Annotated in this window: 25 protein-coding genes; 13 read left to right on the top strand and 12 right to left on the bottom strand. The window is 70.6% G+C overall.

The features are described 5' to 3' along the window. Positions 1 to 134: 134 nt before the first annotated feature. The 6 genes from CHC05_RS15595 to lepA all read right to left on the bottom strand — a co-directional run bounded on the left by CHC05_RS15595 (position 135) and on the right by lepA (position 6,215). Positions 135 to 965 (bottom strand): carbohydrate ABC transporter permease, encoded by an 831-nt coding sequence (locus CHC05_RS15595; RefSeq protein WP_089249286.1) that lies wholly within the window; start codon positions 963 to 965, stop codon positions 135 to 137. Then, positions 962 to 1,939 carry a carbohydrate ABC transporter permease gene (locus CHC05_RS15590; RefSeq protein ID WP_089249284.1) on the bottom strand — a complete coding sequence of 326 codons (978 nt, stop codon included), beginning with the start codon at positions 1,937 to 1,939 and terminating at the stop codon, positions 962 to 964. The genes CHC05_RS15595 and CHC05_RS15590 overlap by 4 nt, the downstream gene beginning before the upstream one ends. Further along, positions 1,936 to 3,231 carry a sugar ABC transporter substrate-binding protein gene (locus CHC05_RS15585; protein WP_245870870.1) on the bottom strand — a complete coding sequence of 432 codons (1,296 nt, stop codon included), beginning with the start codon at positions 3,229 to 3,231 and terminating at the stop codon, positions 1,936 to 1,938. The genes CHC05_RS15590 and CHC05_RS15585 overlap by 4 nt, the downstream gene beginning before the upstream one ends. A 161-nt stretch (positions 3,232 to 3,392) precedes the next feature. Next, a complete protein-coding gene (locus CHC05_RS15580) occupies positions 3,393 to 3,680 on the bottom strand; it encodes a GlsB/YeaQ/YmgE family stress response membrane protein (protein ID WP_089249282.1) in 288 nt (95 codons plus the stop codon). A 91-nt stretch (positions 3,681 to 3,771) separates the two neighbouring features. After that, on the bottom strand, positions 3,772 to 4,338 hold the full coding sequence (locus CHC05_RS15575; protein WP_089249280.1) for an NUDIX domain-containing protein: 567 nt from the start codon (positions 4,336 to 4,338) through the stop codon (positions 3,772 to 3,774). Then, a complete protein-coding gene (gene lepA, locus CHC05_RS15570; protein ID WP_089249278.1) occupies positions 4,335 to 6,215 on the bottom strand; it encodes a translation elongation factor 4 in 1,881 nt (626 codons plus the stop codon). The genes CHC05_RS15575 and lepA overlap by 4 nt, the downstream gene beginning before the upstream one ends. 97 nt (positions 6,216 to 6,312) lie before the next feature. Between lepA and CHC05_RS15565 the strand changes: the two genes are divergently transcribed. The 5 genes from CHC05_RS15565 (at position 6,313) to CHC05_RS15545 (ending at position 11,040) form a co-directional block, all read left to right on the top strand. Continuing rightward, positions 6,313 to 7,314, top strand: a complete 1,002-nt coding sequence (locus CHC05_RS15565; RefSeq protein WP_089249561.1) for a phosphotransferase — start codon at positions 6,313 to 6,315, stop codon at positions 7,312 to 7,314. A gap of 442 nt (positions 7,315 to 7,756) precedes the next feature. After that, complete coding sequence (locus CHC05_RS15560; protein WP_089249276.1) at positions 7,757 to 8,407, top strand: HEAT repeat domain-containing protein; 651 nt, start codon at positions 7,757 to 7,759, stop codon at positions 8,405 to 8,407. Between the two features lie 3 nt (positions 8,408 to 8,410). Continuing rightward, a complete protein-coding gene (locus CHC05_RS15555; RefSeq protein WP_089249274.1) occupies positions 8,411 to 9,403 on the top strand; it encodes a MerR family transcriptional regulator in 993 nt (330 codons plus the stop codon). A 124-nt stretch (positions 9,404 to 9,527) separates the two neighbouring features. After that, positions 9,528 to 9,794 (top strand): 30S ribosomal protein S20, encoded by a 267-nt coding sequence (gene rpsT / locus CHC05_RS15550; protein ID WP_089249272.1) that lies wholly within the window; start codon positions 9,528 to 9,530, stop codon positions 9,792 to 9,794. A gap of 604 nt (positions 9,795 to 10,398) precedes the next feature. Continuing rightward, a complete protein-coding gene (locus CHC05_RS15545; protein WP_089249270.1) occupies positions 10,399 to 11,040 on the top strand; it encodes an MOSC domain-containing protein in 642 nt (213 codons plus the stop codon). A 277-nt stretch (positions 11,041 to 11,317) separates the two neighbouring features. On the opposite strand, the gene CHC05_RS15540 is transcribed toward CHC05_RS15545, so the two are convergent. Together CHC05_RS15540 and CHC05_RS15535 are read right to left on the bottom strand one after the other, a co-directional pair. Continuing rightward, positions 11,318 to 12,220: a phytanoyl-CoA dioxygenase family protein gene (locus CHC05_RS15540; protein WP_089249268.1), complete on the bottom strand. Its 903-nt coding sequence runs from the start codon at positions 12,218 to 12,220 to the stop codon at positions 11,318 to 11,320. A gap of 466 nt (positions 12,221 to 12,686) precedes the next feature. Next, on the bottom strand, positions 12,687 to 13,271 hold the full coding sequence (locus CHC05_RS15535; protein WP_089249266.1) for a hypothetical protein: 585 nt from the start codon (positions 13,269 to 13,271) through the stop codon (positions 12,687 to 12,689). Positions 13,272 to 13,447: 176 nt separating this feature from the next. Here CHC05_RS15535 and CHC05_RS15530 point away from each other — a divergent pair, with 176 nt between their 5' ends. Next, on the top strand, positions 13,448 to 14,098 hold the full coding sequence (locus CHC05_RS15530) for a helix-turn-helix domain-containing protein (protein ID WP_144022606.1): 651 nt from the start codon (positions 13,448 to 13,450) through the stop codon (positions 14,096 to 14,098). Between the two features lie 8 nt (positions 14,099 to 14,106). On the opposite strand, the gene CHC05_RS15525 is transcribed toward CHC05_RS15530, so the two are convergent. After that, positions 14,107 to 14,970, bottom strand: a complete 864-nt coding sequence (locus CHC05_RS15525) for a hypothetical protein (RefSeq protein WP_425426763.1) — start codon at positions 14,968 to 14,970, stop codon at positions 14,107 to 14,109. Between the two features lie 73 nt (positions 14,971 to 15,043). Beyond that, entirely contained in the window at positions 15,044 to 15,811 is a 768-nt protein-coding gene (locus tag CHC05_RS15520) for an enoyl-CoA hydratase family protein (protein ID WP_089249262.1), read from the bottom strand. 18 nt (positions 15,812 to 15,829) lie between these two features. On the opposite strand from CHC05_RS15520, the gene hemW reads away from it, so the two are divergent. Then, on the top strand, positions 15,830 to 17,035 hold the full coding sequence (gene hemW / locus CHC05_RS15515; RefSeq protein ID WP_089249260.1) for a radical SAM family heme chaperone HemW: 1,206 nt from the start codon (positions 15,830 to 15,832) through the stop codon (positions 17,033 to 17,035). Positions 17,036 to 17,059: 24 nt separating this feature from the next. Here the strand turns inward: hemW and CHC05_RS15510 are convergent, their stop codons facing one another. Then, entirely contained in the window at positions 17,060 to 17,656 is a 597-nt protein-coding gene (locus CHC05_RS15510) for a DUF4870 domain-containing protein (protein ID WP_089249258.1), read from the bottom strand. A gap of 162 nt (positions 17,657 to 17,818) precedes the next feature. On the opposite strand from CHC05_RS15510, the gene hrcA reads away from it, so the two are divergent. The 3 genes from hrcA to CHC05_RS15495 all read left to right on the top strand — a co-directional run bounded on the left by hrcA (position 17,819) and on the right by CHC05_RS15495 (position 20,779). Continuing rightward, complete coding sequence (gene hrcA, locus CHC05_RS15505) at positions 17,819 to 18,838, top strand: heat-inducible transcriptional repressor HrcA (RefSeq protein ID WP_089249256.1); 1,020 nt, start codon at positions 17,819 to 17,821, stop codon at positions 18,836 to 18,838. 63 nt (positions 18,839 to 18,901) lie between these two features. Then, on the top strand, positions 18,902 to 20,035 hold the full coding sequence (dnaJ, locus tag CHC05_RS15500) for a molecular chaperone DnaJ (RefSeq protein ID WP_179266213.1): 1,134 nt from the start codon (positions 18,902 to 18,904) through the stop codon (positions 20,033 to 20,035). Between the two features lie 3 nt (positions 20,036 to 20,038). Then, on the top strand, positions 20,039 to 20,779 hold the full coding sequence (locus CHC05_RS15495; protein ID WP_089249252.1) for a 16S rRNA (uracil(1498)-N(3))-methyltransferase: 741 nt from the start codon (positions 20,039 to 20,041) through the stop codon (positions 20,777 to 20,779). A gap of 150 nt (positions 20,780 to 20,929) precedes the next feature. Here the strand turns inward: CHC05_RS15495 and CHC05_RS15490 are convergent, their stop codons facing one another. Continuing rightward, a complete protein-coding gene (locus CHC05_RS15490) occupies positions 20,930 to 23,362 on the bottom strand; it encodes a beta-glucosidase family protein (protein ID WP_245870868.1) in 2,433 nt (810 codons plus the stop codon). 31 nt (positions 23,363 to 23,393) lie between these two features. On the opposite strand from CHC05_RS15490, the gene CHC05_RS15485 reads away from it, so the two are divergent. The 3 genes from CHC05_RS15485 to CHC05_RS15475 all read left to right on the top strand — a co-directional run bounded on the left by CHC05_RS15485 (position 23,394) and on the right by CHC05_RS15475 (position 26,273). Next, positions 23,394 to 23,741 (top strand): histidine triad nucleotide-binding protein, encoded by a 348-nt coding sequence (locus CHC05_RS15485; RefSeq protein WP_425426762.1) that lies wholly within the window; start codon positions 23,394 to 23,396, stop codon positions 23,739 to 23,741. Further along, entirely contained in the window at positions 23,738 to 25,084 is a 1,347-nt protein-coding gene (locus CHC05_RS15480) for a serine hydrolase domain-containing protein (RefSeq protein WP_089249249.1), read from the top strand. Before CHC05_RS15485 ends, CHC05_RS15480 begins: the two co-directional genes overlap by 4 nt. Before the next feature lie 121 nt (positions 25,085 to 25,205). Then, positions 25,206 to 26,273: a PhoH family protein gene (locus tag CHC05_RS15475; protein ID WP_089249247.1), complete on the top strand. Its 1,068-nt coding sequence runs from the start codon at positions 25,206 to 25,208 to the stop codon at positions 26,271 to 26,273. The last annotated feature ends 3 nt before the right edge of the window (positions 26,274 to 26,276 follow it).

The following is a 26,276-nucleotide window of genomic DNA, read 5'->3' as shown; positions in this document are numbered from 1 at the left end:
CAGGCGCCACCGCGCACCGCGCCAGGCACTAGCGACGCCTCGCGCCCTGCGTACATCGGCTCCGCGCCGCGCGCGCACCGGCCCCGGCGCTCGCCCTCGCCGCTGTGCTCGCCCGGCCGACACGTCCGACCGGCTCAGCCCTTGATTGCTCCCGCGGCCAACCCGCTCACCATCCGTCGCTGGACTACGAGGAAGAAGATCAGTACCGGGATCGTGAGGAGGGTCGACGCGGCCATTACCGGGCCCCAGGCCGTGTCGTCCCGGCCGAAGAAGAAGGTCATCGCTACCGGCAACGTGTACCGCGTCTGGTCGTTGAGGAACGTCAACGCGAAGATCAATTCGTTCCAGGCCACGATGAACGAGAAGATGCTCGTCGCTGCCAGGCCGGGCGCCACCAGCGGCAGCAGGATACGGCGGAAGATCTGGGCCCGGCTCGCCCCGTCGATCGCCGCCGCCTCCTCCAGCTCGACCGGCACGGCGGCCACGAAACCGCGCAGCATCCAGACCGCGAACGGGAGCGAGAACCCCACGTACGTCAGCACCAGGCTGGCCAACGTGTCGTACAAACCCAGCCGCTGGATCATCAGGAACAGCGGAATGACCAGCGCCTCGAGCGGGATCATCTGCACGACCAGCAGCATGATCAGGATGCTCGTACGAAATCGGAACCGGAACCGGGAGACCGCCGTCGCGGCCAGTAAGGCGATCAGGCCGCTGAGGACAACCGTTGCCACGGCCACCAGGACGCTGTTGCGGAAGAAGTCGACGAAGGTCACGCCCGGGATCAGGTCACCGGTCAAGATGGTCCGGTAGTGGTCCAGCGTCGGGTGCCGCGGGAACGGCACCGGGCCGCCCGAGAAGATCTCCGGCGTCGACTTGAACGAGGTCGCGACCATCCAGACGACCGGGAACACGGCGAACGCCGCTACCAGCAGGCCCAGCAGGTTGAGCGCCGACCGTCTCACAGTTCCTCCTGCTTGAGCAGGGATCGCACGTACACGCCGGTCACGATCAACAGGATCACCGTCAGCACGACCGCGATAGTCGCGCCCAGGCCGTATTTCGGCGGCGGCGAGAAAGCCGTGGCGTACGAGTAGATGGACAGCATGAACGTCGGGCGGTCCTGCGTACCCCCGGCCAGCACGTACTGCTGTGTGAAGACCTTGAAGTCCCAGATCGTCGAGAGCACCACCAGGATCCCGAACACGGGCCGCAGCAGCGGGAACGTGATCGACCAGAACGACCGCCACGGGCCCGCGCCGTCCACCCGCGCGGCCTCCAGCAGCTCAGACGGCAGGCTCTTCAAACCAGCCAGCACCGACACCGCGATGAACGGGAACGAGTGCCAGACGACCACCAGCGTCAGGATCGAGAAGAACGACAATGGCGCGTTGAACCACCCGTAACCGGTCCAGTCGGACCGTCCGAACAAAGCGGACGAAAGCCCGTCCGGCAAAGCGTTGAACAGCCACGTGACCAGACCGTTCGTGTCGTCGAAGATCCACTTCCAGGTGATCGTGCCGGTCAGCGCCGGAGTAGCCCAAGCGAGCAACACGCAACCACCGACGAACGCGGCCATCCGGCGCCCGAGCCGGTGCAGCAACAACCCGACCAGCGTCCCCAGCACCATGGTCAAAACAACGTTGGCCACGGCGAACAGCACCGTGTTGCGCAGGACCGTATGGAAGAACGGGTCCGTCAGGACCTCGCGATAGTTCGCGAGCCCCGCGAACGGCCACGGCCGCTGGCCGCGCACCTGCCGCACGCTGTCGAGGTCGTACAGCGACATCACCACGACCTGGCCCAACGGCCAGAGCAACAGCGCGCCGATGACCAAGAGGCAGGGGAGCAGCAGGAGGTACGGAACCCGGCCCGCTCCCCGGCGGAAGGATCGAGCCGGGGGAGCGGGCCGGGTAAGAAAAGCGTCAGGAGCGGTCACTTGGCGTTGAGGATGCTCTCGATCTCGGCGGCCGCGTCGGTCGTCGCCTGGTCGACCGTCTTCTGGCCCTTCATGACCGCGCTGTTCATCGCCTGGGTCACCGTCTTGGTGCGGCTGACCTCGACCCACTTCGGCGTCATCGGGGTGAGCTTGGTGCTCTTCATGCTCGCCGCGAAGGCCGCCATGATCTTGTCGTCGTTGTAGCCGCTGGCGACCAGGTCGGAGTACACCGGGAAGAACTTGAGGCTGTCGGCGTACTTCTTGTTGTTCTGCTTGTCGAGCAGCACCGTCATGTAGTCCCAGGCGACGTCCTTGGCCTTGCTGTCCTCCCAGATCGCGATGTCGGACCCGCCGGCGAACGCGGGCGACTCACCACCGGTCGGCCCGGGGATCGGGAAGGTGCCCCAGACCTTGTCGAGGTTGGGGTCGGCCTGCAGCATCGCGCCCTGCTGCCAGCTTCCGGCGAAGGCCATGGCCGCCTTGCCGGTGGCGAACTGGGTACGCGCGTCGACCTCGTTCCACGCCGCCGCCGCCGGTGGCGCCACCTTGTGCACGGTGACCAGGTCGGTCCAGAACTTGACGGCCTGGCGCGCCTCGGGCGAGGTGTAGCCGGCCTTCCAGGTGCCGCCGTTGTCGGTCGCGATCTCGCCGCCCGCGCCCCAGAGGAACGAGTAGAACGGCAGCTCGGAGTTGCCCGGCACGGCGATGCCGTACGTGCCCGGCTTCTTCGCCTGCACCGCCTTGGCCACGGTCACGAGCTCGTCCCAGGTCTTCGGCGGCTGCACGCCGGCCGCCTGGAACCAGTCGGTCCGGTAGTAGATCGCGCGCACACCGGCGTACCAGGGAATGCCGTACTGCTTGCCGTCGAGCTGCGCGTTCTTCACCAGGTCGGGAAGGATGTCCTTGCCCGGTGCCCAGCCGCCGAGCCGGTCGGTCAGGTCGGCGAGCGCCTCCTGCTGAGCCCAGCCCTGCGTCTCGGTGTTGCCGAGCTCGGTGACGTCGGGGCCTTCGCCGCCGGCCAGCGCCGCCTGGAACTTCTTCGGTGCCTCGAGCCACGGGATGTACTGCACGACCACGTCGGTGTTCGGGTGCTTCTGCTTGAACTCCTGCTCGACTCCGTCGAGGAAGGTGTTCTGTGCGTCGCCGCCCTCACCCATCATCCAGACGGTGAGCTTGGCCGGGTCTGCCGCTTTTTCCTCGTTGCCGCTATCGTCGCTGCCGCACGCGCTGGCGAGCATCGCGGCGGTCAGGATCACCGTGACAACCTGGAACGGTTTCCGCCTCGTCTTCACGACGCATTCCCTTCCGCGATGGGGGTTCGGGTGATGTAGGTAACCTTCTTCGCGGCAGACTAGTACGAAAATTTCTTTTACGACAGTGGTGTACGTCGTTGCCAAGGTTGCACATAGGAAACGGGCGCCCCGAAGGGCGCCCGTTTCGTGGTTACCGTGCGTCAGTAGCGGCTGACCCGGCGACGGCCACGGCCGTACATGCTCACGGTCAGCAGCACACCGACAGCGGCGAGGGCGATCTGCAGCAGCAGCTCGCGCCAGTCGACGAAGCCCCCGGTGTCCGCGAAGCCACCGGCGCGGGCGATCGCGGAGCCCAGCAGCGCGGCGACGACACCGATGACCAGCGTCAGCCAGATCGGGATGTTCTGGCGACCCGGGACGACCAGCCGACCCAGGGCACCGATGACGAGACCGATAATCAGAGCGGTGATGATCCCACCTGCGGTCATGGCCTTTCCTCCTCCTCGGGGGGTGTGTGACAACCCGTAAATAACCGAGGCGGTCGAGCGCCAAACCGGGTACGTCGCCCGGATGGCAGGTTTATTTCCCAGACGGCAAGGATTCGGGTACGAGAGCCCGCAGCCGGGCCGCGTCCACCAGCGCGGAGTCCATTGTCGAGAACGCCATCTTCGGTGGGTCGGCCAGGTCGAACCAGGTCAGGTCGGTGGCCTCGGCCGGGTCGAGCCGGATCGCCGAGGCGTCCAGGGTCGCGAAGTAGAAGCAGTCCAACACCGGCAGGAACTCGTGCTGGAACTCGTACGTGCCGACGTACATCCCGATGAAGCCCGTGATCTGGACCTCGACGCCGAGCTCCTCGCGCCCCTCGCGGACCGCGGCGTCCACGGGGTGCTCGAAGCCGTCGCAGAACCCGCCCGGCACCTCCCAGAGGCCGGCCATCGGGTCGATCGCCCGCCGCAGCGCGAGAAACCGGCCCGCGTCGTCGACCACGATCAGGCTCGCGGTCGGTCGCGCGTTGACGTAGAGCTGATAGCCGCAGGACGCGCACGCGGTCGGCGGCCGGCTGGCCAGCGCCGACCCGCACCGTGGACAGAAACCGGCGGTCGGCCCGGCCCCGAGCGGAGCCGGGTCCGACGACCCGGCGCTCACTTCTTCGCGGCCTTGGCGTCGGCGGGTGCGTCCGAGGTGGACAGGGCGGCGATGAAGGCCTCCTGGGGCACCTCGACCCGGCCGACCATCTTCATCCGCTTCTTGCCTTCCTTCTGCTTCTCCAGCAGCTTGCGCTTACGGGTGATGTCACCGCCGTAGCACTTGGCCAGGACGTCCTTTCGGATCGCCCGGATGGTCTCGCGGGCGATCACCCGGCTGCCGATCGCGGCCTGGATCGGCACCTCGAACTGCTGGCGGGGGATCAGCTTCTGCAGCTTCGACGCGATGTTGACGCCGTAGTTGTAGGCCTTGTCCTTGTGGACGATCGCGCTGAAGGCGTCGACCGCCTCGCCGTGCAGCAGGATGTCGACCTTGACCAGGTCGGAGTGCTGCTCGCCGGAGGGCTCGTAGTCGAGGCTCGCGTAGCCCTTCGTGCGGCTCTTCAGCTGGTCGAAGAAGTCGTAGATGATCTCGGCCAGCGGCAGCGTGTAGCGCAGCTCGACCCGGTCGGTCGACAGGTAGTCCATGCCGAGCAGCGAACCCCGCCGCCCCTGGCACAGCTCCATGACCGCGCCGACGTAGTCGTTGGGCGTGAGGACCGTCGCCCGCACCACCGGCTCGTACACCTCGGCGACCTTGCCGACCGGGTACTCGCTGGGGTTCGTCACCGTGATCTCGCTGGCGTCGTCCATGATCACGCGGTAGACCACGTTGGGTGCCGTGGAGATCAGGTCGAGGGCGAACTCGCGCTCCAGCCGCTCCCGGATGATCTCCAGGTGGAGCAGGCCGAGGAAGCCGCAGCGGAAGCCGAAGCCGAGCGCGGCGCTGGTCTCCGGCTCGTAGACCAGGGCGGCGTCGTTGAGCTTGAGCTTGTCGAGCGCGTCGCGCAGGGCCGGGTAGTCGGAGCCGTCGATCGGATAGAGGCCCGAGTAGACCATCGGCCGCGGGTCCTTGTAGCCACCGAGCGCCGTCGTGGCCGGCCGCCCGTTGATCGTGACCGTGTCACCGACCCGGGACTGCCGGACGTCCTTCACGCCGGTGATCAGGTAGCCCACCTCGCCGACACCGAGCGCCGGCGACTTGACCATTTCGGGCGAGATGACGCCGATCTCCAGGAGCTCGTGCGCCGCGCCGGTCGACATCATCTTGATCCGGTCGCGGGCCTCGATCTTGCCGTCGATCACCCGGACGTACGTGATCACGCCGCGGTAGATGTCGTACACGGAGTCGAAGATCATCGCTCGGGCCGGAGCCGCCGCGTCGCCGACGGGCGGGGTGAACTGCCGGACGATCTCGTCGAGCAGGTGCGCCACGCCCTCGCCGGTCTTGCCGGAGACCCGCAGGCAGTCCTCGGGCCGGCCGCCGATCAGGTGGGCGAGCTCCTCCGCGTACTTGTCGGGCTGCGCCGCCGGTAGGTCGATCTTGTTGAGCACCGGGATGATGTGCAGGTCGTTCTCGAGCGCCAGGTAGAGGTTGGCGAGGGTCTGCGCCTCGATGCCCTGCGCGGCGTCGACCAGGAGCACGGCGCCCTCGCAGGCGGCCAGGCTGCGGGACACCTCGTACGTGAAGTCGACGTGCCCCGGGGTGTCGATCATGTTGAGCACGGCCTGCTCGCCGGCCTGCTCACCCTCGCGCACGGTCCACGGCATCCGGACCGCCTGCGACTTGATCGTGATGCCGCGCTCGCGCTCGATGTCCATGCGGTCCAGGTACTGGGCACGCATCTGGCGCGGGTCGACCACCTCGGTCAACTGCAGCATCCGGTCGGCCAGCGTCGACTTGCCGTGGTCGATGTGGGCGATGATGCAGAAGTTGCGGATGCGCGCCGGGTCGGAGGAGCCAGGCTGGTTGGCGCCGGGGTCGAGCGTCGGTGGCACGGTGGTCCGTTCTGGTCGGCAGCGGTCAAGGTCGCTCTCTATGCTCCCATGTCCAATTGGGTTGGCCGGCAGGGCGCGGTCCGGCAGCATGCTGGCCATGCTCGCGACACCGCCGTTCGCGTACGACGCGACCGCCCGCCGCCCGTCCTGGGCGGATCTGTCCGGTGACCTGCGGAACGCGATCGAAACCCGACTCGGCGCCCCGGTGGTCGCCGCGCACACCGCCGGCGCCGGCTTCACCAGCGGCTTCGCCGCGCTCCTTTCGACCGCCGCGGGCGACCAGGTGTTCGTCAAGGCCGCGCGGTCGGCGGACCAACGGCATCTGTGCGACTGGTACGCCCACGAGGCGCTGGTCAGCGCCGCCCTCCCGGCGACCGTGCGGGCACCGCGGCCGCTCTGGACCCTGGCCACGCCGGACTTCTTCGTGCTGTGCGCGGAGGCGGTCCCGGGTCGTACCCCCGGACTGCCCTGGTCCGCCGCCGAGCTGTCGGTGACCCTCGACACCTGGGCCGAGGCGGCCGCCGCCCTGGCCGACCCACCGCAGGCCCTGCTCGACCTGGGCCTGCCCGCGCTGGCGCCGATGCTCGCCGACGAGTTCGGTGGCTGGCGCTGGATGGTCGACGGCCGCGTGCCGGTGCCGCCCGCCGCCGAGCCGGCGGCCCGCGACCGCATGCGCGAACTGGCCGCCCTGGAAGCTGAGGCACCGGCGCTGGTCGCCACCGCGGGCCGGGAGCTGACGCACTGCGACCTGCGCCTGGACAACGTCATCATCGACGAGGCGGGCCAGGCCTGGCTGTGCGACTGGAACTGGCTCTGCCACGGCCCGGCCTGGTTCGACACGGCGGTCCTGCTGATCACCGCGCACGCCGGCGGCCTCGACGCCGACAAGCTCTGGTCCACCCACTCGACGGCGGCCGATGCCCCGGAGGGAGCGCTCGACGCGACGCTGGCGGCGTTGTCCGGCTACTTCCTGACCCGCGGCGCCGCACCACCGAACGACGCGGCCCCGACGGTCCGCGCCCACCAGACCTGGCACGGCGAGGTGGCTCTCGACTGGCTATACCTTCGCCAGGGATGGCGGAGTTTCGTCGGGCGCTGAGCCGGGGCTCGGTTGAGAAGGCCAGGAGCGGAATGCGGACTCGGGTCCGTCGGGGGCGCGACCGATGCTCCCGCCAGGGAACGCTCGCTTCGCTTCGCTGCCAGGCTCGCGAAACAAGCCCGAACCCCACGCGACCGACTACCTGGCCCCAGGGTGCCGAGCACGCACCATGCCGGTCGATGCCCACGCGCCGCGGCGGCTGATGCGTTCGTCGCGCATTGCGCCCGGGTGGGCTCGGTGCTCGGTGCGCTGCGCGTCACCGGGCGCGCCGCGCCGGCCGGTGGCGGCTGGGAGCGTTCGGTCGGCGCCACCCTTGAGGCCATTTGCGGAGGTCATCGAGCCCGACCGGGTACCCGGAGTTCGTACCGCGGCCGACCCGGTCCGCTCGTTTGACCTTGACATCGTGACAAGCCTTTCACTGGTGTCGAGGAGGTGGGTTCCGATGGAAGAGACAGAGGCGACGCGGGCGCGCCGTGCCATGGCGCACCGCGATCCGTCGGTGCGGGTGCGGGCGGCGATGGCCGTGGGGACGGCGCCGGACCCGGGGCTCGTCGACGATCTGGTCGAGCGGTGCGCGGTCGAGCCCGAGTTCTCCGTCCGCGAGATGCTCACCTGGGCGTTGATCCGGCACGCACCGGGGGTGACCGTGCCCAGGCTCGTCGGTGAGCTCCGGTCGCAGCGGCCGCAGGCGCGGAGCCAGGCTCTGCACACCCTGTCGAAGATCGGGGACCGGCGGGCCTGGCCGGCGATCACCCGAGAGCTGCTCACCGACGCCGACGACGAGGTGGCGCGGAGCGCGTGGCGGGCGGCCGTGGTGCTCGCGCCCGACGACGCGCGGGCCGAGTTGGGCCGGGTGCTGGCCACGCAGCTCGGCCGTGGGGGCAAGGACCTCCGGTGGAGCCTCAGCCGGGCATTGGTCGCGCTCGGTGAGGTGGTCATGCCGATCGTGCGGGCCGCCACGGCGGCCGCGGACCCCGTGGTGCGTGCGCACGCGATCGCCACCGAACGGCTGGCGCTCGACCCCGACGCCGGGTTCGAGTTGGCGATCGAGGAGGCGAAGCGGATCGTGGCATTGGGCGGAAAGGGGACTTAGGCGGTGTTGATCGGCGACGTGGCGCGACGGTCCGGGGTGAGCGCCCGCATGCTCAGGCATTACGACTCGCTCGGGCTGGTGCGGCCGACGGGGCGGACAGATGCCGGCTATCGGGAGTACTCCGCCGCCGACATCCGCCGGATCTTCCACGTCGAGAGCCTGCGGTCACTGGGGCTGTCGTTGCGGGACGTCGCGCGTGCGCTCGACGATCCCGGCTTCACGCCGGCCGGCCTGGTCGACGGCCTGGTCCGCCGGACCCGGGAACGGATCGCGGCGCAGACGGCGTTGCTGACCCGGCTGCGCCGGATTGGTGAGGCGGAACCCGCCGACTGGACCGACGTCCTCCAGACCGTCGCCCTCCTGCAGGAACTGGGGTCCGACAGCGCCGCGCGGCGCCAGCGGGCGGCGCTCACCTCGGACGAAGAGGTGCCGGTGGCGGCCCTGGTCGAAGCGGCGCTGAGCGAGACGGACCCCAATGTCGCCGGCGCCCTCCGCTGGGCGCTGGCGCGTTCGGGAGACGGCGGGCTTGCCCTCCTGGCGGAGGGCCTGGAAGCACCAGCGCCGGAGGTACGCGAACGCGCTGTCCGGTGCGTCGCCGAGTTCCCCGGCGACGCCGCGACGGACGTGCTGCGCGGAGCGCTGGCGCACGACGACCCCGTGATCCGGACGCACGCCGCCCTGGCACTCGGAAACCGTGGCGTGGCGACCGCGATCACGCCGCTCATCGAGATGATCGTCGATGAACGGCGTGATGCGGACGCGGCGGACGCGCTCAGTGTGCTGGCGGCCGAGCCCGCCCTGGCGGACCAGATCGCGGCCGACCTGGTCGTTGCTCTCGCCTGTGTCGACCTAGGCGCCCGTCGCCGGCTGACGCAGGCGCTCGCGGACATCCCCGGGAGTGCGGCGGCACGCGCCCTCGAAGAGCTGTCGCACGACGCTGACCGGGTGATCGCGGCCACCGCGACGTATACGCTCGGGCTGCGCAGCGCGGCCTGATGGATCTTGGACGGCCGGGTGGGTTTTGGCCTGTCAATGGGTTCCTGGTAATCTGGTTTTTCGCGTGTGGCGACGGTTCGCCTGCGCCCCATTCAACCAACGAAGAGCAGGACGAGGCTGTCGCGTGGCGAACATCAAGTCCCAGATCAAGCGCAACCGGCAGAACGAGAAGCGCCGTCTGCGTAACAAGTCGGTCAAGTCGTCGCTGAAGACCGCGATCCGCAAGTTCCACGAGGCGACCGCGGCCGGCGACACCGAGAAGGCCGCCGTGCTGATGCGTGACGCGTCGCGCAAGCTGGACAAGGCCGTCAGCAAGGGCGTCATCCACAAGAACCAGGCGGCCAACCGCAAGTCGGCCATCGCCAAGAAGGCCAGCGCGACCGCTGCCTGAGCACCGCCGAATTCTTCGCCGAGGGTCGGCCGCGACGACGCGGTCCGGCCCTCGCGGCGTCTCCGCCGCCGGGCGCCGGGTCTGAGGCGACGCGGCCGTTGCCGGCCGGCCCCGCCGACCGAGCCCAGCGCGACCGCTGCCTGAGCACCGCCGAATTCTTCGCCGAGGGTCGGCCGCGACAACGCGGTCCGGCCCTCGCGGCGTCTCCGCCGCCCGGCGCCGAGTCTGAGGCGACGCGGCCGTTGCCGGCCGGCCCGCCGACCGAGCCCAGCGCCGTCCGAAGCGCGTTCAGGCGCCGTTCGACGTGCCTTCGCCCGTGGGTGGCGTCCTTCGACGACCCTTCACTAACCGCCCGGGTGGTGAGCGCTTACTAACCGCACGGGCGTGGCCGGCGGAGGCGACGCGTCGGCCTCCCCGCACCCGCTCATAGCGCGCGGCGTGTCGTGGCGCGCCACGCCGTGGCCCAGCAGATCTAGGGAAACGAGCGTCGTTAGGGCAGCCGTTAGGGCAGCAATCGTTTACCTAGATCTTGTTGCGATCACCGTCTCCGGTAGGCGGTGGCGGCGGGCGGCGGGTGCGTGGTGGGGCAACGTAGCGTTGGGCCATGACAGGGCGCGTTCTCTCGGTCAACACCGGCAGCCGGAAGATCACCGGCTATGCCGACGGACCCGGTGGTCAGACCGGCATCGACAAGCAGCCGACCATCGACCGAGTCACCGTGTCGGATGCTGGTGTCGACGGTGATTACATCGGCAACCGCCGGGTGCATGGGAGTCCGGACCAGGCCGTTTACGCCTACGCCGTCGAGGATGCTCGGTGGTGGGCCGACGAGCTCGGGCGGGAGTTGTGGGCCGGTGCGTTCGGGGAGAACCTCACCACCGAAGGTGTGGACGTCACTGACGCGTTGGTCGGTGAGCGGTGGGCGATCGGGTCCGCGATCGTCCAGGTGACCAAACCCCGGGAGCCCTGCAAGACCTTCGCCGGCTTCTGGGGCGTGCCTGACCTCATCAAGCGCTTCACAAACCACGCCGCCCCCGGCGCCTACTTCCGTGTGGTGACACCCGGCCAGATCGGCGCGGACGACACCATCGAGGTCATCCACCGCCCCGACCACGACGTCACCATCGGCCGGATGTTCCGCGCCTTCAACGGGCAGCCAGAGCTGCTCCCGAGCCTGCTGGCGGCCACCGACATCCCGGAGCCGCTGCTCGCCAAGATCCGGCGTCGCGTCCGGGCTCGGAGCTAGCTGGTCGGGTTTCCGGGGCTTCGCCCCGGTCCCCGCCCGAGCTGCGGGGACCCAGGGGGAGGGGCGGGTCCCGTTGTCGGGCTTCGCAAGGGCATCAGGATCTCCGGGCGGTGACAAGGTCGTTCGTCCGTGGGGCGCTCCACCTTGTCACCGCCCGGAGATCCTGATTTGTGGGCTACGCCCGACAACGGGACCCGCCCCTACGGCCACGGGTTGCGACAAAAAACAACTGGCCCGGGTCCGTACGGACCCAGGCCAGCTTGATGTTGCTAACGGCTTATCGGAGCCACGGGATGTTGCGGTCGAGCAGACCCCGGGTCTTCAGCTCCTTGCGGAGCGGGATCTCGTCGTCGATGTAGCCGTCCCAGTTGATGCCCCAGTAGTTCGCCGTGTGGGTGCCCTCGCCCAGCAGCTGGCGCTGCACCGGCGTGCGGTTCTGCCACCACTGCGACGCCAGGTCCGGGTGCAGTTCGTCGAGCGGGCGGATCCACCGGTACGTGTAGCCGACGAACAGCATCTTGCGCGTGATGGTCGACAGGTTCGTCGAGCGCGAGTGCCACTGGCGGCGGTCGAAGATGAACGCGTCGCCGGGGTTCGCGGTGATCTCGACGGTGCCCTCGGGGTCCGGGTTCTGCACCGTCAGGTCGGCCGGGCGCGGCAGGGAGTTCCACAGGTGGCTGCCCGGGATGACCTTGGTCGCGCCGCGGCCGTTCTCCGAGAGGTCCGAGAGGACGTACGCCACCTTCAGCGAGAACATCGGGCGCGGCAGGTTCGGGTCCATCGTCTCCGGGTCGGAGTTCTGGCGGTACCCGTCCTGGTGCCAGCCCCAGTACGGCTTCTCCGGCTCGAGGGCCGGCGGGGTGACGTCGAGGTGGTTGTGGTGCGTGTAGATGTTCCAGCCCGCGAGACCCCACATGTACGGGAACGCGACCGGGTGGGTCAGCAGCTCGCCGAACAGCTCGTCGCGGTCGAGGAAGCCGAGCAGGTGAAGGGTGCCGTCCTTCGTGGTGTTGCCGGCCGCCTTCTCCTCGGCGTACACCCGGTCGACCGCCTCTTCGAGCGCGGCCCGGTGGTCCTCGGTCAGGACGTTGCGCAGGAGCATGAAGCCCTGCTCGTGGAACTCCTTGCGGTCGACCTCGCTGATCGGCTCATAGCCGGTGCGGCCTCCGTAGTCGAACACGTGATTCCTCCTCGTGACGTCGCCTGGGCCGTCACTCGACCGTCGTTCGGGCCATGCTCGGCCCCGGATAACGCAAAATCCGAGGGGATTTCGCGCACATCCGGCGATGCTAGAGCCACTTGTCATCCCGAAAACACTTCTTCCGGCTGAGAATCCGCTGCGTTCGGAGGATCCGCACGATCCGGAGGGGCGCCATCACGACGGGCGATGATAGGTCACCCTAAATGCCAGCAAAAAGGGCGCAAGATCGTACGGAAAGTGAGATTGGACTCAGTTCGCACGTCGTGAGAGTTGCGGCTACCCGGGTGTACGCGACGAGTGCCCGGACGCTTACGCGCAGGTGTACCAATCGGGTACTATCGCGGGAGTTAGTTGTGCTGGCTCGTCTGCGGACGGGTCGGAAGTGGAGCCGAGGATTCCCGGGGCAGACCGGGGCCTCGGCTCGGCGCGTTTTAGGTCTCGTCGGTTAGGCCAGCTCGATGACGTGCTCGGTTACCACGCGCCGCAACGGGGCCAGAAACTGCGGGTTCTTGTCGCCTCGCGCGGCGCTGACGGCGCCGGCCATGATGTCTGGCAACCACAACAAGGGTTCGCCGTTCGGGCCGTACGCGCGCCCGAAGTCGACCCTTAGCGTCGCCGGAAGCTCGCCCCGGGAGCGCCACGCGGCCACCGCTGCGAGATCTGCTCGATCTTGCGCCGCCGTCCTTGACTCGATCATGGTTCGAGTCACGCCGAGGCTGTCGATCTCCCATAGGAGGCGGCGCAGGCAATGCCTGCGTCCGCGTTCCTGTCGGATCCGCTCGAGTCGAGTTCCGACTACGACAACGTGGATGGCATCGAGCGAGCCGACGGAATGGACGAGCTTGCGTCGTTCGGAATCGTCGGCGTCGCGCCAATGCACCCGTGGGCGTCGCGTGCCCGCCAACATCCGAACGTCTTCGCGAATGGAATTTACGTCAGTGTCGGCGATGATCGCCGCCGCTAGGAAGTAGATCGCGGCGCCGTCACGTCGGTAGCGCATCGACTCGTCAATCCAGGACGAGAAGGCCACGGGTGCACCGCCTTGCTGAGGGCCGTTAGCTCAGATCGGGCGGACATGGCACCGACGACCGCGACCCTTCCATGGAACGATGGGAAGATCGCAACCCAATGACGGTTAGTCACTCCAAAGTGAAGTAGCCCTCGCGTTTACTTTGGTGCGGGATTCTCAATCGGTATATTGCTGTTGTGTCCGATGGTGCCGACCGGCCTTTGCCGGAGGCGATGCTGGCCCAGCAGGTCAGAATCAAGCGCAACGAACGTGGCTGGTCACAGCAGGAGCTGGCCGCGCACTTGTCCGTGGAGTACGGGTTCCGTTGGCATCAGACAACCGTCGCGAAGGTTGAGAATGGCTTGCGGCCGATTGGGCTCAACGAGGCGGTCGTCCTAGCGATGGTCTTCGACATAACCGGTGCGCAACTGATGGAGCCTGTGAAACGCCGCCGCGAAGATCTGCACCGGATAACGGCGCGGAGGCAGCAGTTGGAAGGCCAGCTGACCCGGCTTTCGGCCGACCTCGAAATTAACCTTCGCGAAGCCGAAGCCGAAGCCGCGTCGCGCGCGGCCGACTCCGCGGCGATGACGCGCGAGGTTGCGGAGACCGCGGTCGAGGACGCGCTCGCCAAAGCGGAAGCGGCACGACAACTGATGGCCGTCAGCCGTGACAGGTTGGCCTACGCCGACGCGGAGTTTCACCACTTGAAGGGCGCCGCGCTTGCCGTGGAGTCGCGGATAAGAGCGATCCGTTTGGAGCGTGAGCGTCTAGAGGTGGATCTCGCCGATTTGCGGCGCCTGGGTGACGCGGTGCTTGAAGACGCCACTCGCCACGGCGAACCGTAACCGGCCGATCAGGCGTCCGCGAAGACCTCGGCCTGGACCTGGGTCGAGCCGGCGCCGTCGACCTTGGACCAGCGGCCTCCGTCGGCGGACCATTCCAGGCCGGCGAAGCGGACCGTCTTCACGCCGTGGTCGGTGGCGTGCGAGACCAGCCAGTGCGCGTAGCGCCAGCCCGCGGTCACGTCGGCGGCGGCCACCGCGAACCCGGCGCCCTCCGGCACCGTCTCGACCGTGCCCCAGTCCAGGTTGAGCACCTTGGTCAGCGACGTCGCGGCCAGCACGCCCCGCATCAGCGGCTCGCCGGGGACCGTGCAGGCGACCGCGCCGGTCGCCCGGCCGAGCAGCGCCGCGGCCAGCACGCCGGCCTCGTCTGACCACTTCTCGTAGGCCTCCGGGTACGCCGAGCGTTGCACCGCCTGGGCCGCGTCGGTGACCCGCATGTCCTGCCAGCCGCGGACCTTCTTGAGGCCCGAGTAGAACTTGCCCGCCGCGTAGCGCGGGTCGCGAATCTGCTCCGGTTTGCCCCAGCCCTGGCTCGGCCGTTGCTGGAACAGGCCGAGCGAGTCGCGGTCACCGCCGGGCAGGTTCTCCAGCTTCGACTCCTGCAGGGCCGTGGCGAGGGCCACGACGACGCCGCGTTCGGGGATCTTCCGGCGTACGCCCACCGCCGTGATCGTGGCCGCGTTGGCCATCTGGGCGGCGTCGAGGGTGACGGGCGGGCTGTCGTCACCGGCGCGCACCGTGCAGTCGCGGGACGGGGCCGGCAGCGTGATGGCGGGCGCCTTGAAGTCCTGCTTGCTCAGCCAGACGCCGAACGCCGCGACCAGGAACAGCGCGACGATCCCGACAACGACGCCCCGACCTCGCACCGACACCTCCGCGCTCCTGTTGTGGCAAAGGTTACGACGAGAGCGCGAAACCGGGAAACGACATCGCGGCGATCTGGCGTTAAGACGGGATCCAAGCGGGGTCGCGCTTCTCCCGGAAGGCAGCGACGCCTTCGCGGCCCTCGGAGGAGAGGAAATAGCCGACCGAGCGGGCGCCGAGCTCCGCGGCGTCGTCCCGCACGGAGGCCAGGGGAGCGCGTGCCAGCAGCTCTTTCGTCCCCGCCAGGGCACCGGGCGCGCCGCGCACCAGGGCGGCGCAGTACGAGCGAACGGTCGCGTCGAGCTCGGTCCCGCCCACGGACGCGGTCACCAGGCCGATCGCGGCCGCCCGGGTGCCGTCGAACAGCTCGCCGGTCAGGTAGAGCTCCTGCGCCGCTCGCGGGGACAGCCGGCGCAGCACGGTCGACGAGATCACCGCCGGGATCACTCCTAGCCGCACCTCGGTGAAGGCGAACGTCGCCTCGGTCGCGCAGATCGCGATGTCGGCCGCGGCGACCAGGCCGAGCCCGCCGGCCCGGGCGGGGCCGCCGATCCGGGCGACGACCGGCTTCGGGCACTCGACCACGGCGGCCAGGACGTCTCCGAGCATGCCGACCGGGACCTGTCCGGACGCGTACGCCGCCGCGGTCTCCTTGAGGTCGGCACCCGAGCAGAACACCGGCCCGGTGTGTGACAGCACCACCACCCGCACCGCCGGATCGGCGACGGCGGCGGCCAGGGCGTCCAGCAGCTCGGTCATCAGCGGCGTCGAGAGCGCGTTGCGGTTGTGCGGGCTGTCGAGGGTGAGGGTGGTAACCCCACGGTCGGTGTCGACCCGGACGAGAGTCATGGGGCGCACACTAGTGGAATGCCCGGTCCACTTCCCGACGGCGAAGCCGTGCCGTCCGACGGCGCCCTGCCCGACTCCGCCCTGCGTGCGGTCGGCTCGCGCGGCTTCGGCGTCTACGTGCACGTCCCGTTCTGCACCTCGCGGTGTGGCTACTGCGACTTCAACACGTACGCGCCGGGCGACCTGCCGGGCTGGCGCACCGACGGCTACGCCGACACCGTGCTGGCGGAGCTCGAGCTCGCGGCGCGGACGCTGGGCACCGCGCCCGCGGTCGACACGGTCTTCGTCGGCGGCGGCACGCCGACCCTGCTGCCCACCGACGACCTGGCCCGCATCCTGGAGGCGATCGACAAGACCTGGGGGCTCGCGCCCGGCGCCGAGGTGACCACCGAGGCCAACCCGGAGTCGGTCACGCCGGAGAGCCTGCGCGGGCTGCGGTCCGCCGGCTACACCCGGATCTCGCTGGGCATGCAGTCGGTCGCGCCGGGCGTGTTGCGCGTCCTCGACCGCCGGCACTCGCCGGGGCGGGCGGCCCAGGCCGCCATGGAGGCGCGCGCGGCCGGCTTCGACCACGTCAACCTGGACCTGATCTACGGGACGCCGGGGGAGACCGCCGACGACTTCGCCGCCTCGCTGGCCACCGCGATCGACGCCGGCGTCGATCACGTCAGCGCGTACGCCCTGATCGTCGAGGACGGCACCCGGCTGGCCACCCGGATCCGTCGCGGCGAGCTGCCGCAGCCGTCCGACGACGTGGCCGCCGACCGCTACCTGGCCGCGGAGGCGGCCCTGAGCGCGGCGCGCTTCGGCTGGTACGAGGTGTCGAACTGGGCCACCACGGCGGCCGGGCGCTGCCGGCACAACCTGCTCTACTGGACCGGCGGCGACTGGTGGGGCGTGGGCCCGGGCGCGCACAGCCACGTCGGCGGCGTGCGGTGGTGGAACGTCAAACATCCGGCCGCGTACGCCCAGCGCCTGGCCGAGGGCCACTCGCCCGGAGCGGGCCGGGAGGTGCTGACCGGCGAGGACCAGCACACGGAGGACGTCATGCTGCGGTTGCGGCTGGCCTCCGGGCTGCCGCTGGACGTGCTCGACCCGGCCGGCCGCCAGGCCGCGGAGCGGGCCCGGGCCGACGGCCTGCTGGAGCTCGACGGCGGCGTCGCGGTGCTGACCCTGCGGGGGCGGCTGCTCGCCGACGCCGTGGTCCGCGACCTGCTCGGCTAGGCGAGCAGGCCGCGGACGGCGGAACTACTTGATCATGTTGATGGTGAGCGGGTACTTGTAGAGCTGCCCCTCGTTGGACTTCACGCCCGCGATGATGCCGAAGATGATGGCGATCAACGTGGCGATCGGCCAGATGACGAAGCCGATCACGAGGCAGGCCGTCGCCCAGCCGATGATCGACACGATCGACCAGGTGATCTGGAAGTTCAGCGCGGCGACGGCGTGGGCGCGGACCGCCGGCGACTGGTTGCCCTTGGCCAGCAGAGCGACCAGCGGGGCGACCCAGCCGAGGGTGGCGGTGCTGAAGAACGCGAGGGCCGCGCCGCCGAGGTGCGCGACCATCGCCCAGGTCTTCTCTTCGTTGTTGGCGAAGCCCGCGGGGGCCGCGCCACCGTAGTAGCCGCCCTGCTGGGGCGGGTAGCCACCGCCCTGCGGCGGGTAGCCACCCTGCTGGGGCGGGTAGCCACCACCCTGCGGCGGGTAGCCACCGCCCGGAGGCGGGTAGCCGCCCGGCGGCGGGTAACCACCGGCGGGCGGGTAGGCGCCGCCACCCGAGGTGGGGGGCGGTGTCGAGTTGGGGTCCGGGTAGCCCTCGCCGGGCGGCCGGGGTGGCTCAGTCATGCCCTGCACCGTAGGGGTATCGATCAACCCGCGCCAGATGGGAGTTCTGACTTGTTCTGGACAGCTTGGCCGCGGCAAACACCGATCATCGCCAGGTGGACGGGTGCGTCGTAGACTGGCACTCGCTACAGTCGAGTGCCAAAGGGCGCAAGGGGGTGACGCATGGCTCTCGATGACCGCAAGCTCGATGTGCTGCGGGCGATCGTCGAGGACTACGTCGCCACCCAGGAGCCGGTCGGCAGCAAGTCCCTCGTCGAGCGCCACCAGCTGGGCGTTTCCCCCGCCACCGTGCGCAACGACATGTCGGTGCTCGAAGAAGAGGGCTACATCCGGCAGCCGCACACCAGCGCCGGCCGGGTGCCGACCGACCGGGGCTACCGGCTGTTCGTCGACCGCCTGTCGACGGTCAAGCCGCTGAGCCCGGCCGAGCGCCGGGCGATCGAGCGTTTCCTGGTCGGCGCGGTCGACCTCGACGATGTGGTGCACCGCACAGTGCGCCTGCTGGCCCAGATCACCCGGCAGGTCGCGGTCGTGCAATATCCGAGCCTGGCCCGGTCGACGGTCCGTCACCTGGAGCTGGTGCCGATCTCCACCACCCGCCTGATGGTGGTGATGATCGCCAACACCGGGCGGGTCGAGCAGCGCCAGGTCGAGCTGCCGGCGCCGCTCGACGAGACGCAGGTCACCACCCTGCGCCGGCTGAGCAACGAGAAGCTGTGCGGCAGCAAGCTCTCCGACACGCCCCCGCTGGTGCAGGCGCTGATCGACGAGGCTCCCGTCGAGCTGCGCGCGGCCACGGTCGCGCTCTCGTCGGTGCTGCTGGAGACGCTGGTCGAGCGGCACGAGGAGCGGGTGGCGCTGGCCGGGACGGCCAACCTGACCCGCGGTGGTTTGCTCGACTTCCAGGGTTCGCTGCGCCCGATCCTCGAGGCGCTGGAGGAAGAGGTCATCCTGCTCAAGCTGATCGGCGAGGTGGAGCCGATCACCCGGGTCCGGATCGGTGACGAGAACGAGATCGACAACCTGCGCGCCACGTCGATCGTGAGCGCGGGTTACGGCCCCGGCGTCACCATTGTCGGTGGTCTGGGTGTGCTCGGACCCACCCGGATGGACTACCCCGGCACCATCGCGACCGTGCGCGCCGTGGCACGCTACGTAGGCGAGATGCTGGCCCAGAACTGACACCACCCCCACCTGATCACCGGCGGCCGGCACAAGCGAGACGACATGAGGACTCAGAACACAGTGGCCAGGGATTACTACGGGATTCTCGGCGTCGCCCGAGACGCCAGCGACGACGAGATCAAGCGCGCCTACCGCAAGCTGGCGCGTCAGTTCCATCCGGACGTCAACCCCGATCCCGCGGCGGCCGAGAAGTTCAAGGAGATCAACGCCGCGTACGAGGTGCTCTCCGACGACCAGAAGCGGCAGATGGTCGACCTGGGTGGCGACCCGCTCGCGCCGGGCGGCGGCGGGCCGGGCGGCGCCGGGGGAGCGGGCCCGTTCGTCGGGTTCCAGGACATCATGGACGCGTTCTTCGGCGCGGCCGGCGGCGGCGCGCGTGGCCCGCGCCCGCGCACCCGGCCCGGCGCCGACGCGATCCTGCGGCTCGAGCTCGACCTGCTGGAGACCGCGTTCGGCGTCGAGGCGCCGATCACGGTCGACACCGCGGTGCTCTGCACCACCTGTGCCGGCGCCGGCACCGCGACCGGCACCCACCTGGCCACCTGCGAGACCTGTGGCGGCCGGGGCGAGGTGCAGTCGGTCCAGCGCACGTTCCTCGGCCAGGTCGTCTCGTCGCGCCCGTGCACGGTCTGCCAGGGCTACGGCACGGTCATCCCGCACCCGTGCCCGACCTGCGCCGGTGACGGCCGCGTGCGCACCCGCCGCTCGCTGACCGTGAAGATCCCGGCCGGCGTCGAAGACGGCATGCGGATCCGGCTGGCCCAGCAGGGTGAGGTCGGCCCCGGTGGTGGCACGGCCGGCGACCTCTACGTGGAGATCCACGAGCGGCCGCACGACGTCTACTCCCGCAAGGGTGACGACCTGCACTGCCGGGTGACCGTGCCGATGACGGCGGCGGCGCTCGGCACCCGGCTGACCATCAAGACGCTCGACAGCGAGGAGACGGTCGACGTCAAGCCGGGCACCCAGCCCAACTCGACGCTGCGGCTGCGCGCCCGCGGTGTGCCGCACCTGCGCGGCACCGGGCGGGGCGACCTCTACGTGCACCTCGACGTGCGCACCCCGGCCAAGCTGACCGCCGACCAGGAGCGCGTGCTGCGCGAGTTCTCCCGGTCCCGGGGCGAAGAGGTGGCGGAGCTGACCAAGCAGGGCGGCTTCTTCTCCCGGGTACGCGACGCGTTCAACGGGCACTAGGGCTTGAGCCGCGCACTCTTCCTGGTCGACGCGCTCCCGGTCGGCGACGAGTTCCTGCTGGACGGCCCCGAGGGGCGGCACGCGGCGGCCGTGCAGCGGATCGGGCCCGGCGAGGAGCTGCTCCTCGCCGACGGCCGGGGCGCCACGGCGGAAGCGGTGGTCCTATCCGCAGGCAAGAACGCGCTCACCCTCGAGATCCGATCCCGGGCGTACGAGCCGGCGCCCGACCCCCGGCTCGTCGTCGTGCAGGGCATCGCGAAGGGCGACCGGGGCGAGCTCGCCGTGCAGGCGATGACCGAGGTCGGCGTCGACGAGATCGTGCCCTGGGCCGCGACCCGCTCGGTGAGCCGCTGGCGGGCGGAGCGCGGCGACAAGGCCCGCGACCGCTGGGTGGCGACCGCCCGCGAGGCGGCCAAGCAGTCCCGGCGCGCCTGGTGCCCGACGATCGCCGGCGACCCCGACGAGTCGACCCGAAATGTCGCGACCCGGCTCGCCGCCGCCGCGGCCGCGTTCGTGCTGCACGAGGAGGCCACCACCGCGCTGGCGACGGCCGCGTTGCCGGAGCGCGGCGACGTGCTCCTGGTGGTCGGACCCGAGGGTGGCATCGCGCCGGAAGAGCTCGCCGCGTTCGAGGAAGCGGGCGCGACGCCGGTGCGGCTCGGCCCCACCGTGCTGCGCACCTCGACGGCCGGTGTGGCCGCGTTGTCGGTGCTGAGCGCGCGACTAGGGCGCTGGGGCTCATAGATACGAGTTGACGGCCGGCACCCACGGGGGAAGGCGCCGGCCGTCCCATATACGAGACCACATCACCCGGTCTTCAGCAAGTCCGCCCTCCCCGTTCGGGCGAACGTCGAACGTGCGCCATTTGCCGACCAGGGCAAGATCGTCCTTAGCTCACAGATCGACCGTGGCGGTGAGCTTGAGATCGGTCACCGACGCCGCCGCCTCGACCCGGTACGAACCCGCGACGGTCTGCCAACCACCGTCCGCCCAGACCTGGAACGCGCGCTCCGGCAACGGGATCCGCACGGTCACGGCCTCGCCCGGCTCGGCGGTCACCCCGGCGAAGCCGGCCAGCCAACGGGTCGGTCGCACCAGGTCGCCGTCGGAAGAGCCGGTCGGGCCCACGTACACCTGGACGACCTCGCGTCCGGCCCGCGCACCCGTGTTGCGGACGGTGACCACCGCGGTGTCGTCCTCGACGGTCAGCGACTCCCAGGACCACGTGGTGTAGCCCAAGCCGTGGCCGAACGGGAACAGGGGAGCGGCGGTCCAGCCGCGGTAGCCGATCAGCACGTCCTCGGCGTAGGTCAGCGTGCCGTCGGTCGGCGTGGTCGACAGCACCGGCAGGTCTTCCATCGCCCGCGGCCAGGTGGTCGGCAGCCGGCCGCCCGGCTCGGCCACCCCGAGCAGCACGTCGGCCAGCGCGCCGCCGGCCTCCTGCCCCGGGAACCAGGTGAGCAGCACCGCGGCCACGTCGTCGACCCAGGGCATCAGCACCGGCGAGCCGGCGTTGACCACGACCACCGTGCGCGGGTTGGCCGCCGCGACCCGGGCGACGAGCTCGTCCTGGCGCCCCGGCAGCGCCAGCGTGGTGCGGTCGAAGCCCTCGGACTCGACCTCCTCGGTGGTGCCGACCACCACGACCGCCACGTCGGCCTCCGCCGCGACGCGGGCCGCCTCGGCCAGCAGCGTCTCGTCGTCGGCGACCGGGCGGCCGTGCCCGAGGGTCAGCGTCACGAACCCGTGCCGGCCCGGGTAGATCTTGTGCGTGAGTACGACCTCGACCGGCTTGCCGGCCACCGCCTCGATCGGGAAGCGCCGCTCTACCGGCGTGAGGAACGCCGTCGTCAGCGGGTCGTCGCCGGCCCAGTAGACGGGCTCGTCGAGCAGCGTCTCCCCGCCGACCTGGAACACCAGGTCGCCGAAGCCGTTGGCGGCCAGCTGGTGCGTGCCGGTGACCGAGGGCGTGAAGGTCGCCGCGATCTCGACGGTGGCGGCCGCGGCCGGGTCGACGCCGTCGGGCAGCTCGCCCATCCAGCGCACGTCCGCGGCGTCGATCGACGCCTCGTAGAGCGCGGTGCCGGCCGCGTCGCGCAGCGTGGTGGCGATCGGCGTCCACTCCAGACCGGTGGCGGCGGCGAGCTCCGGGCGCGGGTCGGCGCCGACGGCGTAGACCACCTCGGTGCCCGGCAGCGCGGCGGTCAGCCCCGCGAGCGGGGAGACGATGTGCCGCGGGAGCACCCGGGCCGAGCCGCCGCCTTGGATCCGCGCGTCGTCGGCGAGCGCACCGAGCACGGCGACCCGGCGCAGCGCGCCGGCGTCCAAGGGGAGCAGGGCCTCGTTGCGGGCCAGCACGAACGAGCGGGTGGCGATCTCCCGGGCCGCGGCGTCGAGGTCGAGGCCGGTGGTCACCTCGGACGCGGGCACGGCGGGCGGGACCCGGTCCCAGGCGCCGACGCGGCCGGCGAGCAGCAGGATCCGGCGTACCTTGTCGTCGATCAGCTCCTCGGCCACGTCGCCGGCGCGGACCGCGGCGAGCAGCTTGTCGCCCCACGGCGAGGCGAACGCGGGCATCACCACGTCGAGGCCGCCGCTCGCGGACGGCACCGTGGTGCGGGCGGCCGTCCAGTCGGACACGACCGCGCCGTCGAACCCCCACTCGCCCTTGAGCAGCCCGTTGACCAGGTCTTCCTGCTCGGTCATCGGCGAGCCGTTGACGCCGTTGTAGGCGGCCATCAGGCTCCACACGCCCGCCGCGACGATCCGCTCGAACGGCACGAGGTAGAGCTCGCGCAGCGCGCGCTCCGACACCCGCACGTCGACGGTGAAACGCTCGGTCTCGGAGTCGTTGGCGACGTAGTGCTTGACCTGCGCGCCGACGCCCTGCTCCTGGAGCCCGGCCACGTACCCGAGGCCGATCTCGGCGGTCAGCAGCGGGTCCTCGGAATAGCACTCGAAGTGCCGGCCGGCCAGCGGGCTGCGGTGCAGGTTGACGGTCGGCGCGAGCAGGATGTGGATGCCCCGCGCGCGGCACTCCTGGCCGAGCACCCGGCCGGCCAGCCGCGACAGCGACGGGTCCCAGGTCGCGGCGAGCGCGGTCGGGCTCGGCAGCGCGATCGACGGGCGATCGGGGGACCAGCGCACGCCGCGGACGCCGATCGGGCCGTCCGACATCGTGAGGTTGGCCAAACCGATCTCGGGGACGGCCGGCAGCCGCCAATAGTCCTGACCGGTGAGAAGTCGGACTTTGGTCTCCAGGTCGAGGGTCGCGAGAGCGCTCTCTATCGCGGCCCGATGCGTCGTGTCCACCACGCCGGACATCATGCCCTATCCCTCGCGCCCTACGATCGCCCTCGTGACTGACTGCCTCTTCTGCCGCATCGTGGCCGGTGACATCCCCGCGACCGTGGTCCGCGAGACGGACACCACCCTGGCCTTCCGCGACATCGCCCCGAAGGCGGCGGTGCACGTGCTGGTCGTGACCAAAGAGCATTTCGTCGACATCGCCGCCCTGGCGCAGGCCGACCCCGAGCTGACCGGCCAGCTGATGGAGACGGCCGCGATCGTGGCCGAGACCGAGGGCCTGCTCGCCGACGGCTTCCGGACGATCTTCAACACCGGCGTGTACGGCGGCCAGGAGGTCGACCACGTCCACGCGCACGTGCTGGGCGGGGAGCCGCTCGGTCCGATGGTCTGCAAGTGAAGGCGCTCGACCGGCTGGTCCGCCAGGCCCAGGTCAAGGGCCGCATCCCGGCGCTGTCCGCCGCCGTGCACCGCGCCGACCGTCCGCTGTGGAGCCTCGCGGTCGGCGCGGAGCCCGAGGCCGCGTTCCGGATCGGCTCGGTCACCAAGACGTTCACCGCGGTGCTGGTCATGCGGGCCCGCGACGACGGCCTGCTCGACCTCGACGACCCCATCGGCCGGCACCTCGACGTGCCCGCGCACGGCGACCTGACCATCCGCCGGCTGCTCTCGCACACCAGCGGCATCCAGCGCGAGCCGCACGGCGACGTCTGGGACACCCTGGTCGCGCCGGACGCCGAGCGGCTCGTCGCCGACCTGGAGCGGGTCGAGCGGGTGCTGCCGCCGGCCCGCCGCTACCACTACTCGAACCTGGGCGTGGCGCTGCTGGGCCTGACGGTGGCCCGGTTGCGGGGCGGCACCTGGGGCGAGGTCCTCGCGGACGAGATCCTCGGGCCGCTGGGCCTGGCCGGCACCTCGGTCGCCCAGCCGGTCACCGCGACCACCGGATATTTGGTCGACGCCTACTCCGACGCGGCCCGGCCCGAGCCGCCGGTCGACTTCGGCGCGGTCGGCCCGGCCGCGCAGCTCTGGAGCACCGCCGCCGACATGGCCAGGTGGGCGGCGTTCCTGGCCGACCCGGCCGCCGTCGACCCGGCGGGCGCGGTGCTGCGGCCCGCGACGATCGACGAGATGAGCTGGCCGGTGACCACCACCGACCAGGGGCTCTGGGCGGTCGGCTTCGGGCTCGGGCTGATCCTGGTGCCGCGCGGCGACCGGGTGGTGCACGTCGGGCACGACGGCGCGATGCCCGGCTTCCTGGCCGGCGTCTACGGGCGGCCCCGGGCGCTGACCGGCCAGCCGGGCCCGGCCGGCTTCGGCGCCGCGGTGCTCGGCGCGTCCGGCACGGCGCTGGAGACCGTGGAGCTGCCGCACCAGCTGCTGACGGCCGCCGCTGACGGCGACCCGGCGGAGATCGAGCCGTGGACCCCGGGCGAGCCGGCGCCGGAGCGCTACCGGTCGGTGCTCGGCCGGTGGTGGGGCGAGGGCTTCGAGCACGTCTTCAGCTGGCACGACGGTGCGCTGCGGGCGCGCGGTGCCGGGGACCCGGCCGGCCGCCCGTCGGCGACGTTCCGGCCGTCATCCGACAATCCAGACATTCTCCGTACCGTGTCCGGTCGTGAGGTCGGGGAGTTGCTCCGGTTGACCCGCGACGCCGACGGGCGGGTGGTCCGGATGCACTGGGCCACCTACCGGTTCACCCGGGACCAGCAGACCTTCGAGGGGCAGTCGTTCACCGTGTGAGCTTCGGCCCGCTGTGACGCGAAGAAATGCGCGCGGTGGGCACAGGGTTGAACCGATACGATTGACGCCTAACGACCGCGCGAGATGAGAGCAGGTGGCGCAGGACCCGCGGGTCCGACTTATGACCGGCACTCCACCCCCCGGCCAGACCCGGGTGCAGACCAAGATCACGGTCCCTGACCCCAAGATCATGGTCAACCTCGTCGGCGCAGGTGACGAGATCCTGCGGCTCGTCGAGCGCTCGGTCGCCAGCGACGTCCACGTGCGTGGCAACGAGATCACCATCACCGGTGCCCCGGCGGAGAACGCCCAGGCCGAGCGCCTGTTCACCGAGCTTCTGGAGCTGATCCAGAAGGGCGAGACGCTGACCACCGACGCCGTCCGCCGCACGGTCGGCATGCTCGAGCAGGGCACCGCAGAGCGCCCCGCCGACGTCCTCACGCTCAACATCCTGTCCCGGCGTGGGCGCACCATCCGCCCGAAGACGCTGGGCCAGAAGCGCTACGTCGACTCGATCGACGAGAACACCATCGTCTTCGGCATCGGCCCCGCCGGCACCGGCAAGACCTACCTGGCCATGGCCAAGGCGGTCCAGGCGCTGCAGGCCAAGCAGGTCAACCGGATCATCCTGACCCGCCCGGCGGTCGAGGCCGGCGAGCGGCTGGGCTTCCTGCCCGGCACGCTCTACGAGAAGATCGACCCCTACCTGCGCCCGCTCTACGACGCGCTGCACGACATGCTCGACCCCGACTCGATCCCGAAGCTGATGGCGGCGGGCACGATCGAGGTCGCGCCGCTGGCCTACATGCGCGGCCGCACGCTCAACGACGCGTTCATCATCCTCGACGAGGCCCAGAACACGACGCCCGAGCAGATGAAGATGTTCCTCACCCGGCTCGGGTTCGGCTCCAAGGTCGTCGTCACCGGTGACATCACCCAGGTCGACCTGCCCGGCGGCTCGACCAGCGGGCTGCGCCTCGTGCGGGAGATCCTCGACGGGCTCGACGACATCCACTTCGCGACGCTGAGCAGCAGCGACGTGGTGCGCCACCGGCTCGTCGGCGAGATCGTCGACGCCTACGGCAAGTGGGACGAAGAGCGCGAGAGCCGCCAGGCCCAGGGTGTGCACGCGGTCCCCGGCCGGGGTGCCGCACAGGCGTCCGGCGGCCGAGCCGGCCGGCGCCGATAGTCA

Origin of the sequence: Asanoa hainanensis (assembly GCF_900188485.1) — a bacterium.
Classification (GTDB): domain Bacteria; phylum Actinomycetota; class Actinomycetes; order Mycobacteriales; family Micromonosporaceae; genus Asanoa; species Asanoa hainanensis.
Note: the sequence above shows the minus strand (reverse complement) of the source record. Positions and strands in the feature narration are given on the sequence as shown.